Consider the following 12,929-nt stretch of genomic DNA (forward strand, 5'->3'; position numbering starts at 1 on the left):
GTAGCCTCATGTATGCTACGGCGCTTCCTGTAAATCCACTTCCGCCCAACCGGGCATGGATGCATCGCAATGCGGACGGCCTCGTCTGGCATGCGAAGGCTTCCTGATCCGGTCACGCCGAGAAGCGGTCAAGGGTCACTCATTTCAGCCAAAAGTAGCCATGCACGAACTCTACCAGCCCCGCGAAATCGAAGCCGCCGCCCAGACCTTCTGGGACGAGCAAAAGTCTTTTGAAGTCAGTGAACAGCCAGGCAAGGACACCTTCTACTGCCTGTCGATGTTCCCTTACCCCAGCGGCAAGCTACACATGGGTCACGTGCGCAACTACACCATCGGCGACGTGATCGCCCGCTACCAGCGCATGCAAGGCAAAAACGTGCTGCAGCCGATGGGCTGGGACGCGTTCGGCATGCCGGCGGAAAACGCTGCGATGAAGAACAACGTCGCCCCCGCCAAGTGGACCTACGAAAACATCGCCTACATGAAGAACCAGCTCAAGAGCCTGGGTCTGGCGATCGACTGGTCCCGCGAAATCACCACCTGCAAACCCGATTACTACCGCTGGGAACAATGGCTGTTCACTCGCCTGTTCGAAAAAGGCGTGATCTACCGCAAGAACGGCACCGTGAACTGGGACCCGGTCGACCAGACCGTTCTGGCCAACGAGCAAGTCATCGACGGGCGCGGCTGGCGTTCGGGCGCGGTGATCGAAAAACGCGAAATTCCGATGTACTACTTCAAGATCACCGCCTACGCGGATGAGCTGTTGGAGAGCCTCGACGAGTTGCCGGGCTGGCCTGAACAGGTCAAGACCATGCAGCGCAACTGGATCGGCAAATCCCGCGGCATGGAAGTGCAGTTCCCGTACGACCAGGCGTCGATCGGCGAAGCCGGCACCCTGAAAGTCTTCACCACCCGCCCCGACACCCTGATGGGCGCGACCTACGTGGCCGTTGCCGCCGAGCACCCGCTGGCGACCCTGGCTGCGCAGAACAATCCCGAGCTGCAAGCGTTCATTAACGAATGCAAAAGCGGCAGCGTCGCTGAAGCGGACGTCGCCACCCAGGAAAAGAAAGGCCTGCCGACCTCGCTGTTCGTCGAGCACCCGCTGACCGGCGAGAAGCTGCCCGTGTGGGTCGCCAACTACGTGCTGATGCATTACGGCGACGGCGCGGTTATGGCCGTTCCTGCACACGACGAACGCGATTTCGAGTTCGCGACCAAGTACAGCCTGCCGATTAAAGCCGTTGTGCGCACCAGCGCGGGCGATGAAACCCCTGCGCCCTGGCAGGACGCATACGGCGAGCACGGTCAGTTGATCAACTCCGGCGAGTTCGACGGCCTGGATTTCGCGGGTGCTTTCGACGCGATGGAAGCTGCGCTGCTGAAGAAAGAACTCGGCAAGTCACGCACCCAGTTCCGCCTGCGCGACTGGGGCATCAGCCGCCAGCGCTACTGGGGCTGCCCGATCCCGATCATCCACTGCGACACCTGTGGCGACGTGCCTGTCCCGGAAGATCAACTGCCGGTCAAGCTGCCTGAAGACGTGGTACCGGACGGCGCGGGCTCACCACTGGCGCGCATGCCCGATTTCTACGAGTGCAGCTGCCCGACCTGCGGCGCGCCGGCCAAGCGCGAAACCGACACCATGGACACCTTCGTCGAGTCCTCGTGGTACTTCGCCCGCTACGCCTCGCCTCACTACGAGGGCGGCATGGTCGACCCGAAGGCCGCGAATCACTGGCTGCCGGTTGATCAATACATCGGCGGTATCGAACACGCGATCCTGCACCTGCTGTACGCGCGCTTCTTCCACAAACTGATGCGCGACGAAGGCCTGGTCAGCTCCAACGAGCCGTTCAAGAACCTGCTCACCCAAGGCATGGTCGTGGCCGAGACGTTCTATCGTCTGGAAGCCAACGGCAGCAAAACCTGGTTCAACCCGGCGGACGTCGAGTTTGAACGCGACAGCAAGGCCAAGATTATCGGCGCCAAACTGATTGCCGATGGCCAGCCGGTTGAAATCGGCGGCATCGAAAAGATGGCGAAATCGAAGAACAACGGCGTCGATCCTCAGTCGATGATCGACCAGTACGGCGCCGACACTTGCCGCCTGTTCATGATGTTCGCCTCGCCACCTGACATGAGCCTGGAATGGTCTGACTCCGGCGTGGAAGGCTCGCACCGCTTCCTCAAGCGCGTCTGGCGCCTGGCTCAGGCCCACGTGACGGCAGGCGCTGCAAGCGCACTCGACAAGAGCGCGCTGAACGACGACCAGAAGGCCATTCGCCGTTCGATTCACCTGGCCATCAAGCAGGCCGGTCAGGACGTTGGGCAGCATCACAAATTCAACACCGCTATCGCTCAGGTGATGACGCTGATGAACGTGCTGGAAAAAGCGCCACAGGCTTCGGCTCAGGACCGCGCGCTGTTGCAGGAAGGTCTGGAGACGGTCGCGCTGTTGCTGGCGCCGATCACCCCGCACATCAGCCACGAGCTGTGGGCGGCACTGGGCCACTCCGACCCGATCATCGACGCCGGCTGGCCGGTGGTCGATGACTCGGCACTGGTGCAGGACACGTTGCAGCTGGTGATTCAGGTCAACGGCAAACTGCGTGGTCATATCGAGATGCCGGCCAGCGCCACCCGCGAGGAAGTCGAGGCGGCCGCACGGATCAACGAAAACGTGCTGCGCTTCATCGACGGCCTGACCATCCGCAAAGTGATCGTGGTGCCGGGCAAACTGGTAAACATCGTCGCCAGCTGACGCAATCATCGGGCGCCTGTCTGCAAGCGCCGCATCAATTTCAAGAACCCGGGATGCCGGGTTCTAACGGATTCAAGGGAGCAACAAGATGATCAAACGCAATCTGCTGGTAATGGGACTCGCGGTTCTGCTGAGCGCCTGCGGTTTCCAGCTGCGCGGCACCGGCACCAACGCCCTGTCGATCAAGGAACTGGACGTGAGCGCGCGCGATGCTTACGGCGACGTCGTCACCCAGCTGCGTCAGACCCTGACCAGCAGCGGCGTGCACGTCTACACCGGCGCGCAGTACAAGCTGTTCATTGCCCGTGAAGACGAAACCCAGCGCACCGCGAGCTACGCAGGTTCCGGCCGCTCCGCCGAATACGAGCTGACCACCGTGCTGAAGTACGAAATTCACGGCAGCAAAGACGTCCTGCTGCTTGATGACTCCGTGCAGTCGCAGAAAGTCTTCGTCCATGACGGCAACAACCTGATCGGCTCTGACCAGGAAGCCGCGCAGATCCGTAAGGAAATGCAAAGCGACCTTGTGCAAAAAGTGCTGGCCCGTCTGCAGCAACTGACACCTCAGCGCCTTGACGAGCTGCAAGCCAAAGCCGACGCCGCCGCCCGCGCCCAGGCTGATGCCGAAGCTGCAGCTCAACGCATTCGCGACGAGACGCCACAGCAGTCGCCTATCGAAATCCCGTCCAAGTGACGGCATCGGGGCCGGTTCGCCGGCCCTGATCTTTTCTGACCCATGAAACTCGCCCCCGCCCAGCTTTCCAAACACCTGCAAGGCACCCTTGCGCCCGTCTACATCGTCAGCGGCGATGACCCGCTGCAGTGTCAGGAGGCCTGCGACGCCATTCGTGCGGCTGCGCGCCAGCAGGGCTATGACGAACGTCAGGTGTTCAGCGCCGATTCGAGCTTCGACTGGGGCACCCTGCTCCAGGCGGGCGCGAGCATGTCGCTGTTCGCCGAGCGCCGACTGTTGGAGTTACGCCTGCCGTCCGGTAAACCCGGCGACAAAGGCGCCGCCGCGCTGCTGGAATACTGCGGCCGTCCCGCCGAAGACACGCTGCTGCTGATCAGCCTGCCCAAGCTCGACGGCTCGGCGCAGAAAACCAAATGGGGCAAGGCGCTGGTTGAAGGGCCACAAACCCAGTTCGTGCAGATCTGGCCGGTGGACGCCAGTCAGCTGCCGCAATGGATTCGTCAGCGCCTGTCACAAGCCGGCCTGGCAGCAACGCCGGACGCCATCGAACTGATCGCTGCGCGGGTGGAAGGCAACTTGCTGGCCGCGGCGCAGGAAATCGAAAAGCTCAAGCTGATGGCCGAGGAAGGCCAGATCACGGTCGAAACCGTGCAGGCGGCGGTGGCTGACAGCGCGCGCTTCGATGTTTTCGGTCTGACTGACGCCATCCTCAACGGCGAAGCGGCCCATGCACTGCGAATGCTCGAAGGCCTGCGTGGCGAAGGCGTCGAACCTCCGGTCATTCTCTGGGCGCTGTCCCGCGAGCTGCGTGTGCTGGCCAATTTGGCGTTGCAGTTCAGTCAGGGCATTCCGCTGGACAAAGCCTTCAGTCAGGCGCGCCCGCCCATCTGGGACAAGCGCAAGCCGTTGATGAGCAAGGCCCTGCAACGCCACTCCGCGCGACGCTGGGGTCAGCTGTTGATGGACGCGCAACACATCGACGCGCAAATCAAAGGACAGGCCCAAGGCTCGGTCTGGAGCAGCCTGAGTCGACTGACGCTGCTGATGGCGGGACAACGGCTGGCATTGCCGGCGGAATAATCTGTAACCTTTCGATAGCTCAGGTTTATTGGACAGCGGCGCCGAAGTGGCCGAATATCCCCGCTGCTCCACCCCACCACTTGAGCGAGAACGCCATGAGCAAAGCCAAAAAGCGGCCGAACAAGGCCAAATCCATCATCGCCCAGCCACTGTTCCGCAGCCGTCAGGAACAACCCGGCAAAGGCAAAGGCAGCTACCGCCGCGAAGCCTTCCAGTCTAAAAGCTGGGAGGCTTCTTCCGTTATGGCGGCGTGAAAACTTCAGGTTACTGACTGACGCCCCACCAACAGGGCCGGCATGTTAAGGTCTGCACCTTCCGGTTTAGCCCTGTGGACCCCAGAATGCCCCCAAGCTTTCCCCGTCGCTGGCACCTTCGCCAGTTGATCGCCGCCTCCAGCCTCTTCGCGCTGGTTGCCTGTGCCGAACAGCCTACCGCTGCCGTTGCCACCCCTCTCCAGTCCGCGCCCGCGGCCCAAGTCGTCAAAAACCTGCCCACGCCTTCAGGCGCTGTTGCGCAACCCGACGACGGAAACTTTGAAATCCAGCCCGCGATGAACTTCAGCGAGTGGCAGAGCCAGTTCCGTGCGCTGGCGCTGAACGCGGGTGTGCGGCCCGATGTGTTCGATAGCGCGTTTGCCGGCGTCACGCCGGACATGAGCGTGGTCAAGGCCGATCGCAGCCAGCCGGAGTTCAGCCGCCCGGTGTGGGAATACCTCGATGGCGCCATGTCGGCTGTACGAGTGCGCAAGGGTCAAGCCCTGCTCAACCAATACGCCGACGCGCTGAGCGCCATCGAGCAGCGTTATGGCGTCGATCGCCAGGCACTGGTCGCCGTGTGGGGCATGGAGAGCAGCTTCGGCCAGTTCCAGGGCACGCAATCGGTGATTCGCTCACTGGCGACGCTGGCCTATGAAGGCCGCCGACCGCAGTTTGCCCAGGACCAGCTGATCGCCGCGCTGCAGATCATCCAGCACGGCGATATCGATGCGCCGAGCATGCTGGGCTCGTGGGCCGGCGCCATGGGCCAGACGCAGTTCATACCGACGACCTACAACACCCACGCGGTGGATTTCGACGGCGACGGTCGCCGTGACATCTGGAACTCCCCCACTGACGCCCTTGCCTCCACCGCACATTACCTGCAAAGCTCGGGCTGGCAGAAAGGCCAGCCGTGGGGCTTTGAGGTGCAACTGGCTCAGGGTTTCGACTACGCGCTGGCCGACGCTTCAACCCGTAAATCCATCAGCGAATGGCAACAGCTGGGGCTGAAGCTGCCAAACGGTTCAGGGTTGCCGGCCAATTTGCTGCAACAGCAGGCGGCCTTGCTGTTGCCCGCCGGCTACAAAGGCCCAGCCTTTCTGGTGATGGACAACTTCCGCGCCATCCTCAAGTACAACAACTCGTCGTCCTATGCACTGGCCATCGGGTTGCTGTCCGAGCGGTTCAGTGGCGGCGGTTATGTGCAGGGCAGCTGGCCGCGGGGTGATCGTCCGCTGAGCCGCTCCGAGCGTATCGAGTTGCAGACGCTGCTCTCGGCCCGACAGTACGACGCAGGCGCCCCGGACGGGATCATCGGCGCCAACACGCGTAAGGCGATTCGCAGTGCGCAGCAATCCTTTGGCTGGCCGGCGGACGGGTACCCGACGCAAGAGCTGCTGCAGCAGTTGCGCCAGCCGTAGATTCCGGCACAGCTAAACGCAACGCAAAAAAACGGGCCGGATATTTCTATCCGGCCCGTTTTGCTTTCTGCATCAACGACGCTGTGATCAGCCCGCCGTGAGCAGCGACTTGACCAGCTTGGCTTGTTCGTCCGCGTGGTACGAGGACCGAACCAGCGGGCCAGAGGCGACGTTCTTGAAGCCCATCTTGTAACCTTCTTCGGCGAACCAGTCGAAGACGTCCGGGTGGACGAAGCGCTGGACCGGCAAATGGTTGCGCGACGGTTGCAGGTACTGACCCAGGGTCAGCATGTCGATGTTGTGCTCGCGCATGCGCTGCATGACTTCGATGACTTCTTCGTCGGTCTCGCCCAGCCCCAGCATCAGCCCGGACTTGGTCGGGACGTGAGGGACCATTTCCTTGAAGCGCTTGAGCAAGGTCAGCGACCACTGGTAATCCGAACCCGGGCGCGCAGCCTTGTACAGACGCGGCACGGTTTCCAGGTTGTGGTTGAACACGTCTGGCGGCGTCGCGGCGGTGATTTCCAGCGCGATGTCCATGCGGCCACGGTAATCCGGGACCAGGGTTTCCAGTTGCACGTTTGGTGACAGCAGGCGGATCTCGCGAATGCAGTCGGCAAAGTGCTGGGCACCGCCGTCGCGCAGGTCGTCCCGGTCAACGGAAGTGATCACGACGTACTTGAGTTTCAGGTCGGCGATGGCGACAGCCAGGTTCTTCGGCTCATCGGTGTCCAGCGCTTTCGGGCGGCCATGACCGACGTCGCAGAACGGGCAGCGACGGGTGCAGATGTCGCCCATGATCATGAAGGTCGCGGTGCCGCCGGAGAAGCACTCGCCCAGGTTCGGGCAAGACGCCTCTTCGCACACGCTGTGCAGCTTGTGCTTGCGCAGCAGCGCTTTGATGCGGTCGACTTCCGGCGAGACCGGGATGCGCACGCGAATCCAGTCCGGCTTCTTCGGCAGATCGACCGTCGGAATGATCTTCACCGGGATACGCGCGACTTTTTCCGCGCCGCGCAGCTTCACGCCGGCCTCCACTTTCGGACGCGCCACACGCTCGGGCGTGGTCACGCTCACCGTCGGGATCAGGGTCTGTACGGCATTCTCTGTATTCACGACAGTGTCAGCTGCCTCATACGCAGTAGTCATATCAATCGATTCCGCCCGTTAGGGTCGTCTGCTCAGCGTAGTCGAGGTGTTTGACGAGCTGCGCACGCAGCCGGGCACTAACCTCGGCAAATTCAATCGGACCTGCCTGTTCGCGCAGCTGGGTCATCGCCAGCCCCGCATACCCGCAGGGATTAATCCGTTTAAAAGGGTCCAGATCCATATCGACGTTCAACGCAAGGCCATGAAACGAACAGCCGTTGCGGATGCGCAGCCCCAGCGAGGCAATCTTGGCGCCGTCGACATAAACCCCCGGTGCATCGGGCTTGGCTGCGGCGTCTACGCCGTAACTGGCCAGCAGATCGATCAGGCTGCGCTCGATCCGGGTGACCAGTTCGCGAACACCGAAGCCCAGACGGCGTACGTCCAGCAGCAAGTAAGCGACCAGTTGGCCGGGGCCATGATAAGTCACTTGGCCGCCGCGATCGACCTGCACCACCGGGATATCCCCCGGCAGCAGCAAATGCTCGGGCTTGCCGGACTGGCCCTGGGTGAAGACGGGCGGATGCTGCACAAGCCAGACCTCGTCGGCGGTTTCGCGGTCGCGGCCGTCGGTGAAGCGTTTCATGGCCTGCCAGGTGGGCTCGTAGTCGGTCAGCCCGAGTTCACGAAAGCCCAGAACCGCGCCCATCACAGCACCATGTGCACGAAGCCGGTGGCCCGCAATTCGCTATTGATGTCGTACAGCTGGTCTTGACCAGTGGCGATGATGTGCAGCTGAACGGTGGTGTATTTACCGTTGCTGCTCTGGCGCTCCGCCAGGGTCTTCATGTCGACGGTGGCGTGCTTCTCGAGGATCTCGATGACCCTGTCTTTGAAGCCCACGCCCGTGTCGCCGATGATCTTGATGGGATAGTCGGCGCAGGGAAATTCGATTTTTGGCGCTTTTACTTCGGTATCTGTCATGGCAGTAACGGCCTCGTAAGCCGGAAAACGGACAGGCCCCCGGCGCGTTCGGCGACGGGGGCGTACGGAGCAACGGTCAGTTTTTGATCAATCGTTGATCAGTTGAACAGACCGTAGAAGAACAGGCGGATGCTATCCCACAGGCGGCGGAAGATACCACCTTCGTCGACGGCATCCAGGGCGATCAGGTTGGCGCTGTGCACGACCTTGTCGTCCAGTTTGACCTCAACCTTGCCGATAACGTCGCCTTTGGCGATCGGTGCAACCAGTTGCGGGTTCATGGTCATGCTGGCAGCCAGCTTCTTCAGCTCGCCTTTTGGCATTGTCATGGTCAGGTCTTCAGCCAGGCCGGCTTTGACTTGACGCTCTGTGCCTTTCCAGACCGGCGCCTGAGCCAGTTCGGTGCCCTTCTGATAGAAGGTCTGGGTTTCGAAGAAGCGGAAACCGTAGGTCAGCAGCTTCTGGGTCTCGGCAGCACGAGCTTGCTCGCTGTTGGTGCCGAACACCACCGCAATCAGACGCATGCCATCACGAACGGCCGAGGACACCATGCAGTAGCCGGCTTCTTCGGTGTGACCGGTTTTCAGACCGTCAACGGTCTTGTCACGCCACAGCAGCAGGTTGCGGTTCGGCTGTTTGATGCCGTTCCAGAAGAACTCTTTCTGCGAGTAGATCGCGTAGTGAGCCGGGTCTTCGTGGATGATCGCGCGCGCCAGCAGGGCCATGTCATGGGCCGTGGCGTAGTGATCAGGGTTCGGCAGGCCGGTCGGGTTCATGAAGTGGCTGTTGACCATGCCCAGGTCGGCAGCGGTCTTGTTCATCAGGTCGGCGAAGGCGTCTTCGCTGCCGGCGATGTGCTCGGAAAGCGCAACGCTGGCGTCGTTACCCGACTGAATGATGATGCCGTGCAGCAAGTCGCTGACGGTGACCTGGCTGCCCACCTTGATGAACATCCGCGAACCGCCGGTGCGCCAGGCGTTTTCGCTGACGGTGACAGGGTCGTTTTCGCCGATCTGGCCGCGACGGATTTCCAGCGTGGCGATGTAGGCGGTCATCAGCTTGGTCAGACTGGCCGGCGGCAGGCGCTGGTCGCCATTGTTTTCGACCAGAACGTTGCCGCTGTTGGCGTCCATCAGCACATAAGCCTTGGCAGCCAGTTGCGGTGGCGATGGCGTCATCTGTTCTGCCGCAAACACGGCAGGCGCGGTGAATAGCGGGATTAGCAGGCAAAGGCGTTTTGCAAAGCTGGTGATGTTCATCCGTCTCTCGAAAATGCTAATGGGCAAACATGCCCTTGCGGGCAAAGCGGGTGCCGGGCTACCCCGGCAAACGGGCTCACATTCTACAGAACGTGCCGTGAAAAGCTGCTGACAACGACACACCCGGTCGGCACGTCGTCGGTCAGGCAGCGAAACTCGCCTCCGTTTCCAGGGCGGGTATCGCTGATAAAAGCGTTACTGGTCCGACGTGACGACGCTTGGCGAGCCGAGGTTGGCCGACCTTACGCTGTTTTGCAGTTGCTGGGCTTCACCCGGCGTGTCGACCGGTCCCATCCGCACGCGATAGAGCGTCTGTTGATTGCGTGCGATCGAACTCACGAACACCGGCGCCCGGACCATCCCGCTCAATTTCGACCTCAGGAGTTCCGCAGCGTCCGGGTTGGCGAAGGCTCCCACTTGGAGAAACAGCCCAGACGCTTGTCCGGAAGCGTTTTTTTTTGCGTCGATCGGCACGGGCGTGACCGGGGCGGCATGTTGCTGCGGCGGCGGTGTCCATTGTTCGATCGTACCCGCTGATGCGGTAATCACCGGAGCGCCCGGTTGCGGCTGACGCGCCGGAGGACTGCTGCTCGCCACCTGCGGCTGATCCAGCATCAGCGGCGCCGGTTTGCCGCGCTGCGCCCAATACTGAGAAGGGTCGATGCCTTCGACTTTTACCCGTGCTGTGCCGGTCTCGGCATAACCCAGCTTTTTGGCTGCGGCGTAGGACAGGTCGATGATGCGGTCGGAATAGAACGGGCCGCGGTCGTTGACCCGCAGGATCACCGTGCGGTTGTTGTCCAGATTGGTCACGCGAACATAGCTGGGCAGCGGCAGGGTCTTGTGGGCCGCGCTCATGCCGTACAGGTCATAGACCTCGCCGTTGGCGGTGTTCTGGCCGTGGAATTTGGTGCCGTACCAGGACGCCGTTCCCGTCTGGGAATAGGTCTTGGAATCGCTGAGCGGGAAATAGGTCTTGCCGAGCACGGTGTATGGGTTGGCCTTATAGGGGCCGGTGTGCAGGGTCGGAATGGCGTCGGGGATGCGCGAAACGTCAACGTCCCACCAAGGCGCGCCGTCTTTGTGCGCCCTGTTGATGTCCAGCCCGGGCTGCGAACGAATGATGTTGCCCTGCTGCCGCTGCGTCGTGGTCGTCGGGCGGCTGGTCGAGCAACTGACGATCAGCAAAGTCAGCGCCGTGAAGGCCATCAGTTTCAATGGTTGTTGCATCGGCAGTGGCCGCATTACTTGACGTCCCGGGCTTGAACAAGCATTTCAGACAGCTGATGCACGGCCATGGCGTACATCACGCTGCGGTTGTATCGCGTGATTGCGTAAAAATTCTTCAGACCCATCCAGTATTCAGGGCCTTTGTCACCATCGAGGCGAAACGCCGTGACCGGCATGTCGTCGCGCAGCGCATCATGACTCGCCCAGCCCAACGCTCGCAACTCCCCAACGTTTTTCACCGGATCGATGCCGGGGCTCAAGCCCTCGTCAACACGATCACCGCGCACGTCCGCGCGGCTGACAACCGGCTGACCGGCCACCCAGCCGTGACGCTGGAAGTAGCTGGCCACGCTGCCGATTGCATCGTCCGGGTCGTTCCAGATATTGATGTGGCCGTCGCCGTCGAAATCCACTGCATAGGCGCGAAAGCTGCTCGGCATGAACTGGGGCAGACCCATGGCGCCGGCGTAGGAGCCCTTGAGCGTCAGCGGATCGACCTGCTGTTCGCGGGACAGAAGCAGGAATTCACGGAGCTCCTTGCGGAAGAAATCAGCGCGCTGGGGATAGTCGAACGCCAGCGTCGACAATGCGTCCATCACCCGGTAATTCCCGGTGTTGCGGCCGAAAAACGTCTCGACGCCGATAATCGAAACGATGACCTGAGCGGGCACGCCATACTCCTGCTCGGCGCGCGCCAGGGCGGCCTCGTGCTGACGCCAGAAGTCGACGCCCCGGGCAACGCGCGCGTCGGTGAGAAACATCGGGCGATAGTCCTTCCACGGTTTCACACGCTCGGCAGGCTTCGAAATGGCATCGAGAATCGCCTGCTTGCGCTGCACATCGCGGAACACATCGATCAGTTGCTCGCCCGCAAAACCGTAATCGCGGGTCATTTCGCTGACGAACTGGGCGACTTGAGGAGAGCCGTCATAGTCACCGGCAAGTGATTCCTGCACTGAGCCGAAGATGCCCATCAGACCGACCAGCGGCGCATATCGAGCAGCCCAGCCACGCACTACTTGCATTGAGTTCTTCACCTTAATCAAACCTGAGCGATCCACTTGCGATGCGTGTGGATCGACATCAAAACACCAAACGCTGACAGCAGCGTCACCAGCGAAGTTCCGCCGTAGCTAATGAAGGGCAACGGCACGCCTACGACCGGCAGCAGACCGCTGACCATACCGATATTGACGAAAACGTAAACAAAAAAGGTCATGGTCAGGCTGCCCGCGAGCAGCTTGCCGTAGAGCGTCTGCGCCTGGGCGGTGATCACCAGCCCGCGGCCGATCAGCAACAGGTAGATCAGCAGCAGCGCGCAAATCCCCACCAGCCCGAATTCTTCGCCAAGCACCGCAATGATGAAGTCGGTGTGGCTTTCCGGGAGGAAGTCCAGGTGCGACTGCGTGCCCATGAGCCAGCCTTTGCCGAACACGCCGCCCGAACCGATCGCTGCCTTGGACTGAATGATGTTCCAGCCGGTGCCGAGGGGATCGCTCTCCGGGTCGAGGAAGGTCAGGATCCGCTGCTTCTGGTAATCGTGCATGAAGAAGAACCACATGCCGACCGCCACCGGTACCGCGGCCGCCACCACGCTGATGATCCAGCGCCAGCGCAGGCCGGCCATGAACAGCACGAAGGTGCCGGACGCCAGAATCAGCAGCGAGGTGCCGAGGTCCGGCTGACGAACGATCAGAATGAACGGCAGACCAATCAACCCGAGGCTCACCGCGACGTGCTTGAGGTGCGGCGGCAGCGTGCGTTTGGACAAGTACCAGGCGATGGTCGCCGGCATGATGATCTTCATGAATTCCGAGGGCTGAAAGCGAATGACTCCGGGAATGTTGATCCAGCGCGTGGCGCCCATGGCGTTGTGGCCCATGACGTCCACCGCCACCAGCAGCAAAACGCCGATCACGTAGGCGGCCGGCACCCAGCGGGCCATGAACCTGGGTTCGAGCTGGGCGATGACGAACATCGACACCAGACCGATACCGAAGGATGTCGCCTGCTTGATCAGCAGGTCCCAGCTCTTGCCGCTGGCCGAATAAAGGACAAACAGGCTGCCCGCCGCCAGCGTCAGCAGCAGGATCAGCAATGGGCCGTCGACGTGAATTTTCTGCAGAAACGTGGCGCGACGGCGCATCA

12 protein-coding genes are annotated in these 12,929 nt (G+C 61.7%); 5 read left to right on the top strand and 7 right to left on the bottom strand.

Annotation, left to right across the window (positions count from 1 at the left end; genetic code table 11):
* The first annotated feature begins 160 nt into the window (after positions 1–160).
* The 5 genes from leuS (at position 161) to AC07RO_RS21975 (ending at position 6,219) form a co-directional block, all read left to right on the top strand.
* A complete protein-coding gene (leuS, locus tag AC07RO_RS21955) occupies positions 161–2,767 on the top strand; it encodes a leucine--tRNA ligase (RefSeq protein WP_495087077.1) in 2,607 nt (868 codons plus the stop codon).
* An 88-nt stretch (positions 2,768–2,855) separates the two neighbouring features.
* A complete protein-coding gene (locus AC07RO_RS21960; protein ID WP_346627664.1) occupies positions 2,856–3,461 on the top strand; it encodes an LPS-assembly lipoprotein LptE in 606 nt (201 codons plus the stop codon).
* Positions 3,462–3,503: 42 nt separating this feature from the next.
* On the top strand, positions 3,504–4,541 hold the full coding sequence (gene holA, locus AC07RO_RS21965) for a DNA polymerase III subunit delta (protein ID WP_346627663.1): 1,038 nt from the start codon (positions 3,504–3,506) through the stop codon (positions 4,539–4,541).
* A gap of 95 nt (positions 4,542–4,636) precedes the next feature.
* The gene (gene arfA / locus AC07RO_RS21970) at positions 4,637–4,795 is read left to right on the top strand and encodes an alternative ribosome rescue factor ArfA (protein WP_037017982.1); all 159 of its coding nucleotides are present in this window, start codon (positions 4,637–4,639) and stop codon (positions 4,793–4,795) included.
* Positions 4,796–4,881: 86 nt separating this feature from the next.
* Positions 4,882–6,219, top strand: coding sequence for a lytic murein transglycosylase (locus tag AC07RO_RS21975; protein ID WP_495087078.1), 1,338 nt, complete (start codon positions 4,882–4,884; stop codon positions 6,217–6,219).
* Positions 6,220–6,306: 87 nt separating this feature from the next.
* On the opposite strand, the gene lipA is transcribed toward AC07RO_RS21975, so the two are convergent.
* The 7 genes from lipA to rodA all read right to left on the bottom strand — a co-directional run bounded on the left by lipA (position 6,307) and on the right by rodA (position 12,927).
* On the bottom strand, positions 6,307–7,368 hold the full coding sequence (gene lipA, locus AC07RO_RS21980) for a lipoyl synthase (protein ID WP_244655991.1): 1,062 nt from the start codon (positions 7,366–7,368) through the stop codon (positions 6,307–6,309).
* Position 7,369: 1 nt separating this feature from the next.
* Positions 7,370–8,017: a lipoyl(octanoyl) transferase LipB gene (gene lipB / locus AC07RO_RS21985; protein ID WP_346631213.1), complete on the bottom strand. Its 648-nt coding sequence runs from the start codon at positions 8,015–8,017 to the stop codon at positions 7,370–7,372.
* Complete coding sequence (locus tag AC07RO_RS21990) at positions 8,017–8,292, bottom strand: DUF493 domain-containing protein (RefSeq protein WP_074892711.1); 276 nt, start codon at positions 8,290–8,292, stop codon at positions 8,017–8,019. Before AC07RO_RS21990 ends, lipB begins: the two co-directional genes overlap by 1 nt.
* A gap of 98 nt (positions 8,293–8,390) precedes the next feature.
* Entirely contained in the window at positions 8,391–9,551 is a 1,161-nt protein-coding gene (locus AC07RO_RS21995) for a D-alanyl-D-alanine carboxypeptidase family protein (protein WP_282367192.1), read from the bottom strand.
* A gap of 195 nt (positions 9,552–9,746) precedes the next feature.
* Positions 9,747–10,796, bottom strand: a complete 1,050-nt coding sequence (locus tag AC07RO_RS22000; protein WP_282367190.1) for a septal ring lytic transglycosylase RlpA family protein — start codon at positions 10,794–10,796, stop codon at positions 9,747–9,749.
* On the bottom strand, positions 10,796–11,806 hold the full coding sequence (mltB, locus tag AC07RO_RS22005) for a lytic murein transglycosylase B (RefSeq protein WP_192173761.1): 1,011 nt from the start codon (positions 11,804–11,806) through the stop codon (positions 10,796–10,798). The genes AC07RO_RS22000 and mltB overlap by 1 nt, the downstream gene beginning before the upstream one ends.
* A gap of 17 nt (positions 11,807–11,823) precedes the next feature.
* Positions 11,824–12,927 carry a rod shape-determining protein RodA gene (rodA, locus tag AC07RO_RS22010; RefSeq protein WP_163022102.1) on the bottom strand — a complete coding sequence of 368 codons (1,104 nt, stop codon included), beginning with the start codon at positions 12,925–12,927 and terminating at the stop codon, positions 11,824–11,826.
* Between the last annotated feature and the right edge of the window lie 2 nt (positions 12,928–12,929).

This window comes from Pseudomonas sp. GW821-FHT07F05 (assembly GCF_059418765.1).